This is a genomic window from Streptococcus pseudopneumoniae (genome assembly GCF_001072315.1).
Taxonomy (GTDB): domain Bacteria; phylum Bacillota; class Bacilli; order Lactobacillales; family Streptococcaceae; genus Streptococcus; species Streptococcus pseudopneumoniae_R.
This window is the reverse complement of sequence record NZ_JVLI01000018.1, coordinates 1-19,022: the sequence shown is the minus strand read 5'-3', so window position 1 is coordinate 19,022 and position 19,022 is coordinate 1. Positions and strand designations below refer to the sequence as shown.

The 19,022-nt window shown below is 31.8% G+C and carries 16 protein-coding genes and 1 pseudogene; 1 reads left to right on the top strand and 16 read right to left on the bottom strand.

The features are described from left to right. Positions 1 to 139 precede the first annotated feature (139 nt). The 11 genes from ADH54_RS00925 to ADH54_RS00880 form a co-directional block, all read right to left on the bottom strand. Positions 140 to 856 carry a NisI/SpaI family lantibiotic immunity lipoprotein gene (locus tag ADH54_RS00925; protein ID WP_049523508.1) on the bottom strand — a complete coding sequence of 239 codons (717 nt, stop codon included), beginning with the start codon at positions 854 to 856 and terminating at the stop codon, positions 140 to 142. Between the two features lies 1 nt (position 857). After that, positions 858 to 2,135 (bottom strand): lanthionine synthetase C family protein, encoded by a 1,278-nt coding sequence (locus ADH54_RS00920; RefSeq protein ID WP_049523505.1) that lies wholly within the window; start codon positions 2,133 to 2,135, stop codon positions 858 to 860. Continuing rightward, positions 2,128 to 3,924 (bottom strand): ABC transporter ATP-binding protein, encoded by a 1,797-nt coding sequence (locus tag ADH54_RS00915; protein ID WP_049523504.1) that lies wholly within the window; start codon positions 3,922 to 3,924, stop codon positions 2,128 to 2,130. The genes ADH54_RS00920 and ADH54_RS00915 overlap by 8 nt, the downstream gene beginning before the upstream one ends. Continuing rightward, positions 3,917 to 6,892, bottom strand: coding sequence for a lantibiotic dehydratase (locus ADH54_RS00910; protein WP_049523502.1), 2,976 nt, complete (start codon positions 6,890 to 6,892; stop codon positions 3,917 to 3,919). The genes ADH54_RS00915 and ADH54_RS00910 overlap by 8 nt, the downstream gene beginning before the upstream one ends. A 246-nt stretch (positions 6,893 to 7,138) precedes the next feature. After that, positions 7,139 to 7,306, bottom strand: a complete 168-nt coding sequence (locus ADH54_RS10965) for a gallidermin/nisin family lantibiotic (protein ID WP_080980733.1) — start codon at positions 7,304 to 7,306, stop codon at positions 7,139 to 7,141. A 339-nt stretch (positions 7,307 to 7,645) separates the two neighbouring features. After that, the gene (gene tnpA / locus ADH54_RS00905; protein ID WP_049523499.1) at positions 7,646 to 8,125 is read right to left on the bottom strand and encodes an IS200/IS605 family transposase; all 480 of its coding nucleotides are present in this window, start codon (positions 8,123 to 8,125) and stop codon (positions 7,646 to 7,648) included. 280 nt (positions 8,126 to 8,405) lie between these two features. After that, positions 8,406 to 8,558 (bottom strand): hypothetical protein, encoded by a 153-nt coding sequence (locus ADH54_RS12010; protein ID WP_161800809.1) that lies wholly within the window; start codon positions 8,556 to 8,558, stop codon positions 8,406 to 8,408. A gap of 96 nt (positions 8,559 to 8,654) precedes the next feature. Continuing rightward, positions 8,655 to 8,864 carry an IS3 family transposase gene (locus ADH54_RS11725; protein ID WP_152904024.1) on the bottom strand — a complete coding sequence of 70 codons (210 nt, stop codon included), beginning with the start codon at positions 8,862 to 8,864 and terminating at the stop codon, positions 8,655 to 8,657. 432 nt (positions 8,865 to 9,296) lie between these two features. Then, a complete protein-coding gene (locus tag ADH54_RS00890) occupies positions 9,297 to 9,992 on the bottom strand; it encodes an ABC transporter permease (protein ID WP_049523498.1) in 696 nt (231 codons plus the stop codon). Continuing rightward, complete coding sequence (locus ADH54_RS00885; RefSeq protein WP_049523496.1) at positions 9,961 to 10,707, bottom strand: lantibiotic ABC transporter permease; 747 nt, start codon at positions 10,705 to 10,707, stop codon at positions 9,961 to 9,963. The genes ADH54_RS00890 and ADH54_RS00885 overlap by 32 nt, the downstream gene beginning before the upstream one ends. Before the next feature lies 1 nt (position 10,708). Further along, on the bottom strand, positions 10,709 to 11,401 hold the full coding sequence (locus tag ADH54_RS00880; RefSeq protein ID WP_049523493.1) for an ABC transporter ATP-binding protein: 693 nt from the start codon (positions 11,399 to 11,401) through the stop codon (positions 10,709 to 10,711). Positions 11,402 to 11,701: 300 nt separating this feature from the next. Between ADH54_RS00880 and ADH54_RS00875 the strand changes: the two genes are divergently transcribed. Next, positions 11,702 to 12,931: an IS110 family transposase gene (locus ADH54_RS00875; protein ID WP_049523491.1), complete on the top strand. Its 1,230-nt coding sequence runs from the start codon at positions 11,702 to 11,704 to the stop codon at positions 12,929 to 12,931. Positions 12,932 to 13,104: 173 nt separating this feature from the next. On the opposite strand, the gene ADH54_RS00870 is transcribed toward ADH54_RS00875, so the two are convergent. From ADH54_RS00870 to ADH54_RS12005, 5 genes and pseudogenes are all read right to left on the bottom strand, one after another. Next, the gene (locus ADH54_RS00870; protein ID WP_049523489.1) at positions 13,105 to 14,454 is read right to left on the bottom strand and encodes a sensor histidine kinase; all 1,350 of its coding nucleotides are present in this window, start codon (positions 14,452 to 14,454) and stop codon (positions 13,105 to 13,107) included. Beyond that, complete coding sequence (locus tag ADH54_RS00865; RefSeq protein ID WP_049523487.1) at positions 14,432 to 15,130, bottom strand: response regulator transcription factor; 699 nt, start codon at positions 15,128 to 15,130, stop codon at positions 14,432 to 14,434. Before ADH54_RS00865 ends, ADH54_RS00870 begins: the two co-directional genes overlap by 23 nt. Before the next feature lie 40 nt (positions 15,131 to 15,170). Further along, positions 15,171 to 16,544, bottom strand: coding sequence for a S8 family peptidase (locus ADH54_RS00860; RefSeq protein ID WP_049523485.1), 1,374 nt, complete (start codon positions 16,542 to 16,544; stop codon positions 15,171 to 15,173). Positions 16,545 to 16,640: 96 nt separating this feature from the next. Beyond that, positions 16,641 to 17,817 (bottom strand): annotated as a pseudogene (locus tag ADH54_RS12315) (helical hairpin domain-containing protein); the annotation flags it as partial. Positions 17,818 to 17,821: 4 nt separating this feature from the next. Further along, positions 17,822 to 19,022: helical hairpin domain-containing protein (locus ADH54_RS12005; RefSeq protein WP_049523483.1), on the bottom strand; the 1,201-nt coding region annotated here is incomplete at its 5' end.

Below are 19,022 nucleotides of genomic sequence, written 5' to 3'. Positions count from 1 at the left end.
CTGGCTGGTAATTTGGGCTTATAGCCCTGGGACAAACCACCCGTTTGACGGGTGGTCATGATTTTAATAAGTTTCTGTTTATAGATACCAATGAGATATTTTGTTATATAAGCAATATAATACCTAGATAATCTATAATTTATTCTATGCGAGCTATTCTATATTCATTATTAATCTCAATCGCTATGGTTCCTTCTTCTGCTAACAAATAAACTTCTCCGTAATCCCAAACTTCTATTTTTTCATCAGAATTAGATCCAAAATAATCTATTTTATTTAATTCTGATTTAGGAATTTCTTGTCCCGTATTTAAAATAAATATTTTTAAATCTGCTATTACTCCAAGAAATTCTTTTAGTTTATCATCAGATACAATCTCAGATGAAATATGAAATTTCCTATTATTAAATTTGACTATCCTGCAATCAGATGAATCAACTGAAAGGTTCCCATCTACTGAATTATTCTTGAACTTTTCCAAGTTCAGCATTTCATTATTGGATTTTACATCCGAACTCAAAGAAACCTTATAATAAGAATCATTTATAGAAATAGCTAATCCGTCACTAAGATTATAGAGTCCATTATATGATAATGATATTGTATCACTGTTACTTTTGCTAATAACTTTCTGGGTCTTTTTATCTATTACTAGTGTTTTAATAAAAGATTCCTTCACAGTACCTAGGTCATTCTCATCAACGATTTGATTCATGATTGTATAATCATTTCCTTTATATGTAAATTGATTAAATGATTGATCATGAAGCTCTATTGTTTTATTGTCTACCAATCTACATGCAACTAAAGTGCAAATTCCAATAAGAACAACTAAGCTAAATAAAATTTTCCTCATGCTACTTCACCTCGTTTATAACATCATCAAATAGTAAGAGTGCCCTTTTCCAATTTGTTGTAACCTTTAAGTTATTTAGTTCAATCATTGTTAACAGAATTCCAATTATTCCATCTAAATAACCAAGATTATCATTTGTTTTTATATTTTCAAATTCCGCGGTAGTATTAAAACCATATGTCATGTCTTCTCTAAAATCACTAATTAACTTTTCCTTAAGAGATATTATACAGTCATCAAAATCATTTGTTTTATAAATTTTTTTAAAAAATAGGCAAATCTCAATTGCTCCAGAAAATCCGTGACATAAAATAGATTGTTCTAAACCATTACTTCTCCTGATGGATGCTTTCAAGATGTTACAAGCTTTAGATTTTAGTTTCTTATCTTCTAGAGCCAAACTTGAATACAGATATAGTAAACTAATTCCTGGGCTACCGTAGCACCACGCATCTCGAATAAATTCATACTGTAAATTGCTTTTTTCTGTTTTCTTTAGTTCAATATCACTTAATCCCTCTTTCCACATATAGTTTTTTAACTCGTGTTTTTCGTATAACATTATAATTTTTTTGATTGCTTCAATGGATTTTTCATTAGAATAGCCTTTTAATTTTGAATATGACAACATTACACCAACACCAGCAAGACCGTGTGCCAAACCAAAATTCAGACATCCTAACGGATAAAGCTTAGACTCTGTCTTGGACATTTGATTGTTTGATTTTACATAAAAGCCTGTTAAAGTAGAATTTTTTAGTGAAAATTCAGATAAGAAATTGATAATTCGGTTTATTGTATAATCATTTTTTCCTTGCTCCTGAGATAAAAGATAAACTAATACTCCAGATACTCCTTCTATGATGTCATAATCAGTAGGTGAGATATTCTTAATATCTAAATTTTCAATCTTATTTAACGAATAGTACTTAATATATTTATTAAAACTAATCAATAAGTTATGATATTCTGGATGTTCTTCAACTAAATGAAGAAGGCTTATTCCAATTCCTGAAACTCCTGAAAATAAAGAATCCGATAAAACACCATAGCTTCTCATCTGTTTAATCATAAAATCAATATATCGATCAGTCCTAACTGAATATTTTCTTTCACTAGTTAAACTTGTCAATTCTGAGGATAACAATATCAATCCAGGTAAACCAGAAGACAATGTCAATAAATCATAATTTTGTTGTTCTGCATATATTTTTAACTGCTCATCAAATTTAGCAAATACTTTCTCAGATAAATCAACAATAACTTTCTTTTCATTCATCAGACTCCTCCTCGTACTTTTCTGAAAAGTAAAGTTCCCTATAATATTTGGATTTACTTATAAGTTCATCATGGTTTCCTTCATCAATAATATGCCCATCTTGCATAACTATAATTCGATTTGCTCTACTCGCAGCCATTATATTATGTGATATAAACACAGCAATCTTATCTTTAGAACGGGTTACAAATTCATCAAATATTTCTTTCTCTGAAACAGGATCAAGCGCTGAACTTGGCTCATCCAAAATATATACACCTGCATGTTTGAAAAAAGTCCTAGCCAATGCTACTTTTTGCCATTGTCCTCCTGAAATTTGTCTACTATCATTAAACCAGGTCCCTAAACGCTGATTAAGGTTGAAATTGTTTTCTGCGGTTAAGAAATTTAATTTTAAGTTATCAATATGTTTCTTTATTTTGGAGTCAGATATACTATTTATATCACTTAGGCCGATATTTTCTCTCACAGATAATTCAAACTTCACAAAATCCTGAAAAAGAACAGAAACATTATTTTGATAATAACTCAAGTCCAGAACATCACTAGATTCGTTATTATAATATATTTGGCCCTCTGAAGGTTGGTATAATCCAGATAGTAATTTTACTAAGGTACTCTTACCAGAACCATTCTTCCCCACAATTGCTACAAGTTCACCCTTATTAAACTCAACATTAATATCTTCTAAAGTTTTTTTGACACTTCCTGGATAGATAAAAGAGAGATTCTTGACTTTTATTTTGTCAATGCGCTTTTCAATTCTTGAGATTTTACTATTCTGAATTGAAATATTACTTACTTCCATATCAAAAAATTTAAATAATTGTTCCATGAATAAACTTGTGTTATAGATGATATAAGTATTTTGGATCATAGATTGTGAGTAGGTATTTACACGAGTTATTGCCTGAATAAGGCTTACAAAATTACCTACTAAAAGTTTACCACTTCGAATTGACTGTATCATCATAAAAATAGCTATTCCATTAATAAAATTCAATAAAATATCCAAACTTCCTCTGAAAAGAACTTTCTTTTTCGAAATATTCAAATCTTGATTCATAAAATTTCTTTTTAATGTTCCATATTTATCTATGAAATATTGACTAATGCCATTTAGCTTAATCTCTTTAAATGAAAAATCATGAGTAAGAAGATAATTGATGTACCAAACTTCCCTCTCCGAATTTGCTCGCTCCCATTGAATCAAAAATTCTAGCTGACCAACACGCATAAAAATTACTAAGGAAACAACAGGAATCATCAGCAAAGAAGTCGATACTGCCACATTCCAAGTGGACACATAAATAATACTTGTTAATAAAGATAGAAACCCTGTAATCACACCAATGATAGCATTGAAAAGTTGGAACGGCTTATATGTACTATCTTGTACAATTTTTTCAATGAGATTGTATGTATCTGCTTGTTCAAAATCTATTAAATTTAGAGATGATGTTTTTTTCAATAACTTCAAATTGAGATTATAGGACAAGTTCATGTTAAATTTATCACTTATATATGAATTTAACTGACTTAGTATTGATAGCAGTATTTGCATTAATATATAGATAATTAATACTGAAAAAATGTTACTTCCTTTTTTTAAAACAGCATTGATTAATTCTTGATAGATAAATAAGCTTGCTAAAGGAATTATTGATTGTAATATGTTTAAAATTATTAGATAGCTAGCATATTTTCTTTCTATTCGAAAAATTAATCTTATTGTTTTAGGAATTGTCAAAATTGTTTGAAAAAAATTTTTTAGTGTAAATTTATCCATGATTGTGCCCATTCCTAAATTCTTCACTGATTATCAATCCGCGAATTATAGCATAAATCTTAGTCTCATTTTCTCTCTTTATACCAAATAAGCGATTATTGTGTACATGAATGATACTATCATAAATGATATATGTATAGTCATCTGATAACTGAATACAACTGTCTGATAGTTTCTTAAGTCTTCGACATAGTTTAGATAGTTCTGGAAGAAGATTTATTAAATATCCCTTTATTAAAAACAAATCAATTAATGCAGTATTTCTATTTTTATCTCTATTTTGACTGTCTAAATGCTCTGGACAGGCAAATTCTAAAAATTGTATTATTTCTTTATTGTTATCTTTAAAAAATGATTTGAGATAAAAGTAGTTAAATATTATTGCCAGATCATCTGGGGTTAAATCTAATCTTTTCTGCCGAATTAAACTTAATGAATTGATGACTATTTCAGTATCTAGACAAAAAATTTCTTCTACCAAAAGAATTCTTTCTAGCCCTCCATATCTTTCGATTTCTCTGTCATACGTTGAAATATCTATATTTGATATTAACTTGTTTTGTATGCAAAGTTGAAAAATCTCTTGAATTTTTTCAAAACTTTTATATAAATTCTGGGTTCTTATCCTTAGTCGGATATGAAATTTTGGATCAGTATATCTGATATAGAAGCTCATCCCATCATCTAAATTTACTAAATTCAAAATTTGAGGCATTATATCCGAAAGAAATTCCTCTTGCCTATCTGCCGACATATATAATTTAAAGTAGAGCCATTCATCAAATGGTAGTTTCTGTCTGACATTTGTCGGAATAACTTCTGGTAATATTTCTTTTATGCACCTAGGTTCTTTAAATTCATCCTTAACGAATACTGGAACAACTATATCAGAAACATGTGTTGTAGATCTCTTCTCTACAAGGTGTGAATCAAAAATACACTCTGATAGATATAATTCTTCATTTTTATTACTATTTTTTCTTACAATATCTTCAAAAAGTTGATTATCTAGTGGATTATTACGGTTAATTAATATTCGATTATCACTGTTATCAACATAAAATTTTATCGGAAGATTGTTTTCAAGAATAATCTGATGAATATCCTTTGACAACATCTTTCCACTAAACCTCCAACGTTCAGGAGCAACAATAATATCCTTAAATAAGATTCTAGGAATATGAGAAAATTTTTGATAAACCATCTCCCAAGGAAATATTCCGAAATGATCTTCTTGGGAGATCTCACTTAAAAATCGTAATTCATTGCTAAACATCATTTGGTTGTACATATTTGTACTATAAAATTTTAAAAATTCTCCAGTTTTGAAACTTCTAGCATAAAAACTATTCTTAGAATCAATACCAATATATATGTCAGATAAAATTTGATTTCTCTTATCCATATTCGTAAAAAGTGATAATACTTTTTCTCTGACATTTGTTGTACGCATAACATTAGCATGACGAAGATTCTCTGGTAAAAATGTTATTTCACAAGAATTATACCCTGATGCTTGATTATTTTTCTCAACAATTTGAGTGATGCTTCGATGATAATGTTCCAATTTATCCGATAGGATAGAAAACCTGCCTGAGCTAGCCCCTAGATGCTTAGAACACCCTGTATTAGTTAAGTTTAGTACACTTTTGCCATCTACTTTACTGACATAAAAAAACAACTCAAATCCTACATTGATTTTATCTTTGACTTGACTAAAAAAATCTTCTCCATTATAAAGTTGAATATTTTCACCTGTTTCTAAGGCTTTTTCAAACTTATTGAGATATTCTAATTCTTCTTTTTCATTAAAATATATAGTAGAAGGTGCAGATTCCCAGAAATCATTTTTAGGATGCTGATATCCATATGGAGAACCTACTCCTAGATTAGAATCAAACAACTCCATCAACTGAACTTCTCTATTTACTCCGTACTTCTCTAAAAACTTTTCTTTATAATCATCTAAATAAGTCCGTTTTACATGATCTGAATTGCTTACTAGAAATTCAGCAAATTCTACTATCTGTGTTTTATTTTCATTACCTAATTGGATTTGAGCATCATTATAAAGATCAATTTGAAGAAAATTAGGAGTTTCAACCAATGATGACATTAACTTGTAGATTTCTTTAAGCTTTTCAATCCCGTCTCCAATTTCCAATGTAGAGTATTCAACAATTAAGTGGCTAATTGTTAATAGTTTAAAGTAATAAAGATTTTGCTTATCGATTTCTTTGACTTTGGAAATGAATTCTTCAAATTTAAAATTCACTATCAATTCTGAATTAATATTTGAAATTAGAAAATGATTATCGATCAAACTCATAATATATGATGTTGCAATATCTCTATATTCTTCACCATAAGATTTAACAAGTTTTTCTATAATACAGTTAAAATATACATACTTATCACAACAAAGCTCATCAATAAGTTGATAAACTTTAGTGAATTTTATGTTGACTTCTTCAGTCTTGGTATCATTTATAGAATACAGTTGAACAACTCTGTCTCCAAATTGATAGTTGGCTGTATTTATTTTATAGGCTAATTTTCGAGAATATTCCTTCTCAATTTTAAAAACTAGACGTATTAACCACTCTAAATCCAAGAGTACTTTTTTAGATGTTTTTCCATTCAAGTTTAATTTCTCTTTAGAAGAAAATGAACCTATTGAAGTTTCACTAAATAAGCCAAATGGTGTTGATCGCTCCTTACTACGCTTATAATATTTATATACAGATTCTGATAATTGGTTGATTTTTTTCTTTTTCATTGAATCGCCACTATAATATTTTTGAAGCGATTCATATAAACTCCTGCTAGCTACAAATAGTTGCTCCTGGAATATCTTATTCTCTCTTATAGTTTCTAGAAATGAATTATAATCACATTCTAACAACCCATGTATTCCAGTAATTGCGTTACGGACCAAAAAATTATTCGCAATATATCTATTTTCCATTACTTTTTTCTCTTTTCTAAATTATTTTTATAAATCTCTAAATATAAATTTAGAAACTTATAAAAATAAAGGTAGTAAGCTATCTATCCACTACCTTTATTTTAACAATAGACTTGTTCATCCAAGAGGTAATATCCTCAACAAATACTGCGAGTAATGAGCAAAGATTTGCTTCTAAGGGGATAGATACTTCTATTCATTCTCAGTCGGGATTTGAAACAAGATAGTTGCCAAACAAATCAAATTTTATCCGAAATGACAACCACAGGTTGCAGTTTTTAGCGGACAAGTCATCAAAATACCGGTCTTACACCCTGGAGTACACAAAGATTTACTAGTAATCCGAGGTGAAGCTCCTGAGTTATTTTCCTTTGAGATTGTGATGAGATCCAAATTGAAATCTTCATTGTTCATTATAAATTTCCTCCAATTATTTTTTATTTGTTCGAACAGGTATATTGTAAAACACTTAGTTCAGAATTTGTTCATAAATAGAAAGATTGACAATTTTTTTATATAAAAATGAATGAAAGATTTATTTCAATATTCTTAAGAACTACATAAAAAATAGTAAATGGCTGGCACTGCAATCTGATAATGGGACAGCATAAAAACACTTTTTAGGCGCTGATTATCTGTATTGAACCGTGGACAAGTCGTTTAATCGCTGTTGAATTCTGGTTTCATTATAATCAAAACCACCCGTGAGAACCTTTTGCACCACTTTTACTCACTAATCCGACTAGCGGATTATTACCCTCTATTTCTTCGAATTTTCTCTCCTGTAAAGGAATCGTACGGTTCAAATAAACTTTGCTGATCTGCTACGACGTCTTCTTGTAATTGTTGACGAATATAGTTTTCTATTTTCTTCTGATTGCGACCTACGGTGTCCACATAATAACCGCGACACCAAAATTTTCTATTTCCATACCTATATTTCAGATTGGCATGTCTATCAAAAATCATTAAACTGCTTTTTCCTTTTAAATACCCCATAAAGGATGAAACACTCAGTTTGGGCGGGATACTCACTAACATATGAATATGATCTTTACACACTTCTGCTTCATGGCTCTCTACTCCTTTGCGGTCACATAATTGACGTATGATCTGACCGATGCTTGCCTTGTATTTTCCGTATACAATTTGACGACGGTATTTTGGGGCGAAAACAATATGATACTTAAATTTCCATGTTGTTTGTGCTAAACTATTATTATCCTGATTCATCAGGGCTCCTCCTTATGTATATTAGTTTGTGGTCGGGAAATCTTTTCTAATATATCATTTTAGGGGGATTTTTTTATACCACGCTGAAAGCTACACTGAACCACTAGCACAGCTAGTGGTTTTCTGATGACAAAAATGTAATGAATTTTTTGACAATATCTGTTATACTATCTTGGGTTAAGGTTCTCCAGTTATGGAGATAGAAGGTTTTAGTCTTTAAGACAGAATGGAACTATTCGATACAGGCATTATCTGCTGGTGTTCCCTTAGGTAGTTCCAGTTAATCAAGTGTATCAAGTACAAAGTCTGTATCTTGGTAATCTGAGATAGTATAAGCCGCAATTTCACGGTTATACAAATCCATGTTAGAGGAGAGATAGAGTTTACAGTTACCAAAGTAGAGATAAGTGATGACTGTGATGAGTTTCTCCATTGGTTTATCTACTAGGAAATGGCGGTCTAGTTTGTTGCCTGTCAGATAGTATGGCTTTACTAAATTGGGCGCCTTCTTAGGACGTATACGACAAAGCTAACCTCCCTCTTTCGTAATACGATAGACTTTCTTACGATTAACGACGAGCTCAAAACTCTTCTTGAGTAATCGGATGATGGTACGATAACCATAGATACACTGATTATCCATACAGAGTTGCTCAATTTTCTCTTCAATTTCATCATTCTTCTCAGTTTTCTTGCCTCCTGCTTTCCAACGGTAGAAAGAAGATTGAGCGATTGACACCGAAACAGTCTAGAATGACGGACACTGGATAGATTTTCTTGTACTCTTCCACAAGCTTGTAAGGCTTGTTTTGGCGATTGCCTTACCAAGCTCCGATACTTTTTTAAGAGTTCCACCTGCAGGCGTAACTGTTCCACTTCAGATAATTGTTCCAACCCTTTATATTGTTTCCCCACAGGTTGATTGAAATGATGAAGTTCTTCATTCGCATACCATCTCATCCACGTATAAATCTGACTGACATTCTTAATCCCTAGGGTCTCCATAACAACCTTATTAGTTTTACCTGCCCTTTTCATTTCGATTCAGGTTAACTTAGTTTCCACTGAATACGCTTTTTTGACCATAACAAAACACTTCTGTTTCTAATTTACTAGATTTCAACAGAAGTGTTTTTCTTGTGTCTCATTTTTTGGGGATAGTATCGCTAATCTACAATTTCTTATATAGATTTTTTATTTTTTGATTTTCAAACTCAGTTATAGCGATTAAATTACAAAAATACAGCAAAATAATAAAACCAATTAAATACGCAAAGATTATAAAAATTTTGTTTCCTCCAAATTCCAGTATGAGATTAACTGGTAAAGCAATCGGTAGCCATAAGCTATTTAGAAACACTTTGTTTGTCGCAAATATAATAAACAAACACTCAATAAAAGCAATTACTAAATTTCCCACCTTTGCCATGATTAGACTAAGTAACATATGAAAATGATTAAGCAAAACTAATAATAACCAAGTAATCACACCGACATATGCATAATAGGAAAGTCTATCAAAAACAAATCCTACTACTATCCAAACTGGAACACCCAATAAAACCATTAGTAAATCTGCCGAAATCAGTTTCATCCCCCAAATGGAGGATCTATTTTTTTCACTTTTAATATTTTGAAAAGAATTTGCTTTCTCCTCTTGTTCATGAAGTAAAATAGAGAGAATTGATGCTAATATACAATATCCTAGCATAGGTAAAAAAATGATATTTTCAACTAAAACTAAATTATTAGTAAAGTGTAAATAAAGAGGAATTGTGAATAGTTGGATAATTGCTAAAACTAAAATAAGATTTAAAGCAAAAGAACCCTTCCACTTAAGTAATTCGCTTTTTATAATTTTGTTCATCTGTTATCCTCCATTTCAACAAACTAAGGAAACTCGCAAAAACTAAGATTGATAGGCCCATTGCTACTAAAATTGTCATCGTATCAAGCCCACTTGCTGCTATATCTAAATCACCTGATGGTTTCAAATGCAAAAAAGCATGAGCAATTTTATAATGATAGGTATAAGGAAATATAAACCAAATCGATGTCTGAGTAATCAGAGGAGCAACCAATAAGCAGATAAGGGAATTTACAGCCAATAAAAGGTAGGAGTTTACCCATTTTGACAGAAAATACAATAGTGGCAGAGTCCAAGCAGAAGAAAAACCAATGAGTAATAAGCAGATAAAATCTTTGGTAATATCTACTGTAATCATACCTGAGAAAAGACATGAGATACCGTAAAATATTATTGTGAAAATAAAAGTTGAAATCAAAATATCTTTCAGCTTTAATAGTATCTTTGCCAAATAAATAGTAAATGTATTTCTACCAAAACTTATATTTTGAAATGAACCTGCATTTTCCTCTGCATTATAATCGGCTAAAAATAATAGTCCAAGAAGGGTGTATAGAAAAATCCCTTCCCACCAATAGATTGAGAAACTTTCTAGATTAATAGGTCCCGCGAGTATGAAAGCTATAAAAATGGCTAGAAATGGTATGAAGATTAGTAATTTTTTATCAGAACTGGATTTTTGTTTAAGCCACTCAGATTTGAAAATATTATTCATTTTATTCACCCCCATGGACAATTCTAAAGAATAGGTTTTCTAATCCATTCGTATCTTTATTTATATCATCATAAAAAATCTCACCTTTATTCAGAATAACTATTTTATCTGCGACTTTGCCAACTTCACTTAATTGATGACTTGACAGAAGTATGGTCATTCCTGATTTTTTAAGAGTCATAATTAAATTTAGCAATTCTTTTATCCCATCTGGATCTAAACCGTTGGTCGGCTCATCTAGAATCAATAAATCAGGATTGGTAATAATTGCCATTCCTAATCCAAGTCGTTGCTTCATTCCTAATGAAAAGTGCCTTGCTTTCTTTTTTCCAGTATCAGCTAAACCAACCAAATGAAGTACTTCCTGAATTCTTTCGTCTGAGATACCATGTAGCAAGGCACGTGTCTTTAGATTATCGAATGCAGAAAGATTCAGATAGATAGCGGGAGATTCAATTAATGCTCCAATATCAAATCTATTTTCTTCTACAATATTCTTATGCTTTCCATTGAAAATAACTTCTCCACTATCAGCTCTTTCCAAGCTAAAAAGAATTTTCATAATAGTGGACTTCCCAGCGCCATTTATCCCTAAGAGACCACAAATAGTACCTTCTTCTATTCTGAAAGAAACACTTTTTAAAACTTCCTTATCTTTATAGCTTTTTCTTAAGTTTTTAATGATGACTTCCATTTTTATAATTAATTCCTTTCGTTTCACTCAAGGCACAACACAGAATGAAAAAGTGTTGTGCTCTTTATTTTGTTTTATAATAATAGTGAGAAAGCCTATCACTACTACAAATCACGGGGAGGTGAATAAGTGAGTGGTACAGCCACTACCTCGCATTTTTATAGATGTCATCCTTTCCATCAAGCACAATTAACTGTGACTAGGAGCACGTAAACTTATAATTGAATAAGCGACTCGTTTGTGAAAGGAAAGAATAGTCAAGGGATAGGCAGACTCAAATTTGATGAAGGGAGCCCCCTCATGTTAAAAATTATTTATCCTAATTGTTGTGGCATTGATGTGCATAAAACCTTTGTTGTAGCGGTTATTGCCATCACCGACAAGCAAGGATTCACAAGCTATCATCGTAAACGTTTCTCAACTTTTACAAATGGGTTAGTACAGCTACGAGACTGGCTAGAATACTATTCTTGCTTTGATGTCTGTATGGAATCTACCGGTAAATATTGGATTCCTGTCTTCAATATCCTTGAAAAATCCTGCAAGATTTGCTCGGCACACCCCAAGTATGTCAAGGCTATCAGAGGAAAGAAGACCGACAAGAAAGATGCGCAGTGGATAGCCGACCTCTTCAAGCATGATTTGGTTGCTTCTAGCTTTATCCCACCTCTTAAAATTAGACAACTCCGAGCTCCTTTTCGCTATCGCATGAAATTAACACAACTGCAAGTCAGCGAGAAAAATCGTTACCAGAACTGTCTGACTTGGTCTAATCTTCAAATTGTAAGTGTCGTTTCCGACGTGTTCAAAAAAAGTGCTCAGGCTATTATTCAGAGCATCCTTGACAATCCAGAGGATAAATCAAATATTGAACAGTTGGTTCACAAGAGAATGAAGAATAAGGTGCAGGACTTGGAAATCACTATCGAGGGAGATGTGACACCTGAACAAGCTGAGAAAATCCGAATCATCAAGGAACACTATGACGCTCTTGCCGTCTCTAAAGAAGATTTAGAAACCATGATTCGGAAGCTCGGTCAAGAATACCAAGAACAGGTCAAGCTGATTCAAACCGTTCCTGGTTTCAAAGAGGAACTATCTGCTCTCAGAATACTCTCTGAAATCGGAGCTGATATGACTGTCTTTAGTACTGCAGGTAAACTCTGTGCTTGGGGCGGATTAGTTCCTGCCAACAATGAAAGTGCAGGAAAGAAGTTCTCTACGCGTATTTCGAAAGGCGGTCACTATCTCAAACCTTTTCTTGTTCAAATAGCTAATGCCGTAGTTAAATCAGAGAAGAACCCTGAACTACGAAATAAATATCTCAAACTCAAGAAACGACGTGGTCATCGAAAAGCTATCATCGCTATCTGTCGCAGATTATTGGTCGCCATCTACCACGTACTTCTAAAACAGGAGAGTTATAATCCAAGATTACAAGGTCTTACAGAAATAAGAAATCCTGATAAGACAATGTCTGGCCAAGATGCCGTTCGTTTTGCACAGCAACATGGATTCAACGTCCTTTAATTTTAAAATTTAGGTGTCAAAATCTCTTTTTAGTACGCCTAAAATTATGATAAATAAGAAATCAACTAACTTTTATTTTTTCAAACTTCTACCTCCATTTCTTTAATTGATTATAATATACAAAAGAAAATTCAGTATTTGTTCAGAAAAAAGGTAGCATTACTTTCTAGTTGCTATCTATGAAAATTTTTAATTAATAAAGTGACTTGTGCGCCACCATTTTGTGGATTTGAGAGTACTAATTGACCTTGATGTCTCATAGCTATCTTTTGAGCAAATGAAAGTCCTATTCCGTAATGCTTATCATTTCTCCCTTTATTCTCTGTGTAAAAAAGTTTTTCTCCATCTTTAAGAGCCTCTTCTGTAAATGGTAAACCATTATTCCAAATCTCAAAATTGATAAAGTTAGAGCTTTCAGATATAGTAAGTACCACCTTGCCCTCTTCTGAACAAAATCTAGTCGCATTGGATAAGATATTTATCAAAGCTCTATCTAAGTTGAGACGATTTCCTTTAATCACTTTGGTCTGAGATTCATTAACTATTTGAAAATTAATTCTTTTTGAAGACATAATATCTCGACATTCTAATGACAGTTCATCAAGAAATTTTGATAATTCAATATCTTCCTGATAATTCTTATCTTCAATTAGCAACCTTGAGTAATTAACCATTGAATTAAAATACTTTTCAAATATATCAACGCTATGATTCATTGAAGACATAAAATCTAATTGTTTTTCATCTAAATCAGTCATCTCAAGCAACTCGATATTTCCCTTTAAAACAGTTAAAGGTGTTTTAATGTCATGTGCTAATGCAGCAACTTGAAATGACAAATCCTCTTTATCTTTTTTCTCCATTTCTAATAACTTTATCAACTCTTCATCTTTTTGGTAGAGGGTCAGTAAAATATTATTAAATTCTAGCATTTCAGTTTCTTTACGTTCAATATTCATTTCTGGTATACCCATGTTAAGAGATATTTTCTCAATCAAACGAAAGTTTTTTGTAAATTCTTTTAAGAGCCTAATAACAGAGGTAAAAATGAGTAGTAATTCTATCCCTATAAAAAACAAATAAGAGACTGAATTATAAGAAACATGTCGAAAATTTGGATTTACAAATTCAGGAATTGTTGGTCTTCTAACAACTAAAGTAAAGTTTGAATCCCCATATTCTGTATATAATACAGAACCGTCGCTGACTGAACTTCCAGTATCAAAAACTTCTTTATAATATTGTAAATCCTGTTTTTGATATTTTCCAGAGACTAGTTTACTAGATTTACTATCAAACAATACATAATCAAAGGCAGAGTAATCCATTTGTTTCTTAATACTGTTAGCAAATTTACTATCACTAATTGAAATATGATAGTCTGTTCCATATGTATTCAGCTGACCTGTAAAAATAAGAACGTAGCTCAATACAAGCAACATAATAACATTTACAACTGTACCAAACACTATTTCAAGAGCTGTCCTTAAAATTCGCTTATTAATTGAATACTTTTTCATCATTCCATTTATATCCCGTTCCCCTTATTGTCTTGATGGGATTAATCCCATATGGAGAAAATTTAACTCTAATTTGATAAACATATTCTGAAATTGAACGAAATAATGCATCCGATTCATCATCATAGACACGTTCATAGATTTCTTCTCTTGTATAGACCTTATTTATTTTGCTAGATAATAGATCTAAAATGTCATATTCCCTACTGGTAAGAGAGATAACTTCACCATTAATACACACAATTTTTTCTTGAAGGTAAAATGTTATTGGCAATAATTCCCGGACAACATGTTCATTGGATTCTGCATTTCTATGGCGCTCTTCTCGTTTCAAATGCGCCACAACCTTGGCAACTAGTTGATTAACACTAAATGGCTTTGTAATATAATCATCCCCACCCAAATTCAATCCTAATACAATATCATCTTCAGAATCTTTTGCGCTGACAAAAATAATCGGAGAGGTTACTGATTCACGAATCTGTTTACAGATTTGCAGACCATCAACATTAGGCATCATAACATCAAGCAATATTAAATCAAAGCCTTTAAAATCACTCATTTCAATAGGAAGTCTAACCTCTTGATAAGTCGTCACATTATAGTTTTTCATTTCTAAAATTGTTCGCATCAATTTTAAAATTTCAAAATCATCATCAACTACTAAAATTTTATACATACTAGATACCTCTATAATCTCATACTATTATTTTACAATATTATTGCACAAAATTTGTAATATTTAGCAACCTAATTTGTCCATTATTTCCATTATTACTAAGAAAACAATTATCATATAAAATTCGAATGGCTTCATCTGGTTGATCCTTCAAATTATACTTTTCTATAATCAATCCCAAAGCCGCAGAGACTTTAGGAGTTGAAATTGATGTTCCATATGCGTATGTATATTTTCCTTCAAGCGTTGGAACGAGAATCCATTCTTTTTCGTATAATCTATCAGCTACCCATTTTTCATATCCTACTTGAGAAAGTTCTTGACTTCCTCCTCCTGTCGCATAAATATCAATACTGTCTTTCCCTTGATTTGAGAAACTAGATACAAAATCGTTATCATCTACCGATCCAACTGTAACAACATTGTCTAACTCAGCTGGAATATCTTGTACAGTTCCATTAACTTGACTATAGTCTTTTCCTCTTAAACCACCAAGGTAAGTTTTTAATTCATCTTGATTCTGTAAATCCATCCCTTCATCACCCACTGAAGCAACGACAACGGAACCTTGATTATGAGCATAATTAATTGCCCGTTGATAGATATTGATTAAAGCGGTATTATCATCTTCATCAGTGGAATCTCTTAATAAATATTCTCCTAAACTAATATTAATTACATCAACATCATCTTTGGCTGCTTGAATGAGCGCTTTGAGAATCCATTGGTCTTGAGCATTCCCTTCATCAAAAACACGATACATTCGTATTTTCATGTCAGGTGCTATTCCTAAATATTCTCCACTTGATGAGATTTGCCCCACAACAGATGTTGCATGCCCAGTTTTATCTACAACATTTTGCTTATCAACTACTCCTGTTTTCAAATTTGATGTGAAATTTTGTACTGAAATAATATGTGAATAAATATCTGGATTATCATATGTAATACCCGAATCTATCACACCAATTGTTGCTTTACCAGAGGACTTATGTTTAAATTTACTTCCAGTACTAATACTCTTTTGCATATCCCACTGATTTCCCCAAAAATCTAAATTAGTATTTGTATAGACCTTGTCCCCATACAAATAAGTAATATTGGGCTTTACAGTCATAGTATTATCTATAACAATGTCATCAATATAATCAGAGTTTTCTTTTTTTATTGTATATTCACTTTTTTCGGTGGAAATAGTTAAAAAATTTATTTCAGGTATTCTATCAGTAACCTTAATTCCTTGGGTTTGTAAAATATCTTCTACATCTTCAATAGATTTATTTTCACTAACTAAAACATTATAACTGGTTTCCTTATTTTCATTAGCACTTATTCCCGATGACACAGAACTACTAGCTAATATAACAATAAACAATGATATCAAAATATCCGACAATAAGCTTCTCTTTTTCATAATATTATCTCCTTAGTTTTTTATTCCATTCTATCAATTTTATTTCAGAATTTCTTCAGAGTTCTCAATATTTGGTATCAATAAATCCGAAGAAGGCTATTCTTTCATATTTTTTTCACTGTGTTCAAATTTTAGTTCATCCTTGCTTGAGTCTATTTCATTTAAAATTTTGACAAACTTTTCCAACCTCCTTATTAAATACTCATAATCATCTACTGACCTATCTAACTTATTTTGATAGATTTCGATTTCTTTCTCAACTTGTTCCAGTTTTATAATCGCAGTTAGATTCATCTTGGCATAGTCATACCTGGCCAAGCGACGGTTCTCTATATCGCTGTTGTTCAGATTAAGCAAAACCTCCGCAACATTGTTGAGATGGCTATATGGTCCTGCAACCCTGTAATGGTCAAATCTAATTGAGCAATATTCTTAACAATCTCATCTTTAACTTCTTGATAAGACTCATTCTTCGTATACAACTCAATAAGAAGATTAATCTCTTTAATCTTTTTCTTAAGTGTATCAATGGTTGGTCGTATTCTTTTTGGAATAGTCTGGCTGTCATTGGTTAACTGACGAATGAGCTCACGACCACGCACATAGCGATTAGTTAGAACACTTCCTTGTTGTAAATGTCTCACGGATAAAGATAGGTAGTGTTTACCACTCTCTGTCTCTTTAATATCTAAAAGACGGTTTGGTATAAAGACCAAGCTATCTTTTTTAACGCCGTAATTCATCCTGATAAAGAGACCATCTTTGACTAACTTATCAATCTGGTGTTCAGCCAATACGACCTCAAACTCTTGAATCTAGTCTCGTTTCTCCTTAAATGCTTGATAGGACTCTTGCAAGTCTTCATAAGCTAGCTTATCCTTATCTTGTTCCTCACAGTATCCCTCAAAGTCAGAAATAAGCTGCGACTTGTCAATATCAGGATCTTCTTCACGTTTCTCAAAGTAAGTCTCAAAAAATTAAACATCGTAGAGATTTTTGGATCTGACTTTTTGGTTATTAACTGTAATGCTATGGCCATATTCTGTTAGAGTAAAATCCACGTGATTTTGTTTTAGAGAAATAGTGAGGTTAAGTTCTCTTGCAAACTCCAAAAGTTGTGAGAAGTCACGAACTCTGGGAAAGAGGAAATCTAAACGTTGCTCAATCTCTCGCTTGGCAAATTGCTCTCGAAAATAGTCCTCAGTATAAGGTCGACACTTATCCAGCTGCTTTGCTTCATCGGTATATCTGTCATTAAAAATTGAGAGAATCTTTATTTACTCTATCTGAACACTATCTCGTGAGTTGCTACTCCATTCTTTATCAGTATTTAACAACTTCACAAACGTTCCCAACCTTCTAGCCAGTCTCTCATATTCATCAATATCTTCACCAAGCTCCTTCTGTAATCTAAAAATTTCTTCATTGACTTGGGTTAAAGATATCGATTCTGTCATATTCATTTTAGAAAAATCATATTTTGCTAATTCTCGACTATGTGGATCTTCACTCTTTAGGTTGATAAGCACTTCTGTCATCTTGTTTAAGATGGCGATTTTTTCTTGTGATTCTTCCAGCTTCATATCAAGCACTGCAATTTCTAATACAAATTTATCTTTGATTTCTTGGTATTTCTTGTTCGTGTTAGACAGCGTAATCATGAGGTTAATCTCAGAGATCTTCTCCTGAAGGCTTTTTAAAGTTGGTCGTCTGTATGGGAGCTTTTGGCTATCGTTCGTAAATTGCCTGATTAAAGTTCTCCCTTTGATAAAACAATTTTTATCAGAGTTTTCTTTGTTATAGACAAAGTAGGAGGACCTTTCTCGAATATAAACGTTATATTTTTTCTGATTTTCTTCTTCTAGGATATCCAACTGATAGTTGGGAATAAAGATGAGGCCACTTTGTTTGATACCAAATGAAACATTGATATAGATACCATCATCAACTAATTTTTCAACCTGATTATCCGTAAGTTCAACTTCAAAATCATGGATAGTATCTCGTTTTTCCTTGTATTTCTTGAAGGCTTCCTCAATTTCTTTTGCGGAGACTTTCTCCTTATGCTGCTCTTCTCGAAAAGTCTGATAATCTTCCTGAAGATCTTCTAATTCCTGAATATCTCTAGCCCTTTCATCTTCAAAATAACGATTAAAAAATTGAACGTCGTACAATTTCTTATCACTAACTTTTTTATGACTTAGAGTAATCTTTTGACCATCTTCTTCTAGGGTAAACATCACATTTTTCTGTTTTAACTCTATGGTTATATTCAACTCTTTAGCTTTTACATGCAATTCCTCTAGCAAATGAACATGCTTTAATAAAAATTCTAAACGACTTTCAATCTCTTGTTTGGCAAAATATGTTTTAAAAAAGTCTTCATCATATAAATCTCGTTTACTAAGTTGGCGACCTCGAATTGGTTTTATCATCGTTCTATCTGTCATCAAAAAACGGCTATGCTTTTGACTAAAA

Excerpts from the sequence above, each read along its gene's own strand:
- ADH54_RS00925 (WP_049523508.1), bottom strand. The coding sequence starts at position 856 with ATGAGGAAAATTTTATTTAGCTTAGTTGTTCTTATTGGAATTTGCACT.
- ADH54_RS00920 (WP_049523505.1), bottom strand. The coding sequence starts at position 2,135 with ATGAATGAAAAGAAAGTTATTGTTGATTTATCTGAGAAAGTATTTGCT.
- ADH54_RS00915 (WP_049523504.1), bottom strand. The coding sequence starts at position 3,924 with ATGGATAAATTTACACTAAAAAATTTTTTTCAAACAATTTTGACAATT.
- ADH54_RS00910 (WP_049523502.1), bottom strand. The coding sequence starts at position 6,892 with ATGGAAAATAGATATATTGCGAATAATTTTTTGGTCCGTAACGCAATT.
- ADH54_RS10965 (WP_080980733.1), bottom strand. The coding sequence starts at position 7,306 with ATGAACAATGAAGATTTCAATTTGGATCTCATCACAATCTCAAAGGAA.
- tnpA (WP_049523499.1), bottom strand. The coding sequence starts at position 8,125 with ATGAATCAGGATAATAATAGTTTAGCACAAACAACATGGAAATTTAAG.
- ADH54_RS12010 (WP_161800809.1), bottom strand. The coding sequence starts at position 8,558 with ATGGAGAAACTCATCACAGTCATCACTTATCTCTACTTTGGTAACTGT.
- ADH54_RS00890 (WP_049523498.1), bottom strand. The coding sequence starts at position 9,992 with ATGAACAAAATTATAAAAAGCGAATTACTTAAGTGGAAGGGTTCTTTT.
- ADH54_RS00885 (WP_049523496.1), bottom strand. The coding sequence starts at position 10,707 with ATGAATAATATTTTCAAATCTGAGTGGCTTAAACAAAAATCCAGTTCT.
- ADH54_RS00880 (WP_049523493.1), bottom strand. The coding sequence starts at position 11,401 with ATGGAAGTCATCATTAAAAACTTAAGAAAAAGCTATAAAGATAAGGAA.
- ADH54_RS00875 (WP_049523491.1), top strand. The coding sequence starts at position 11,702 with ATGTTAAAAATTATTTATCCTAATTGTTGTGGCATTGATGTGCATAAA.
- ADH54_RS00870 (WP_049523489.1), bottom strand. The coding sequence starts at position 14,454 with ATGATGAAAAAGTATTCAATTAATAAGCGAATTTTAAGGACAGCTCTT.
- ADH54_RS00865 (WP_049523487.1), bottom strand. The coding sequence starts at position 15,130 with ATGTATAAAATTTTAGTAGTTGATGATGATTTTGAAATTTTAAAATTG.
- ADH54_RS00860 (WP_049523485.1), bottom strand. The coding sequence starts at position 16,544 with ATGAAAAAGAGAAGCTTATTGTCGGATATTTTGATATCATTGTTTATT.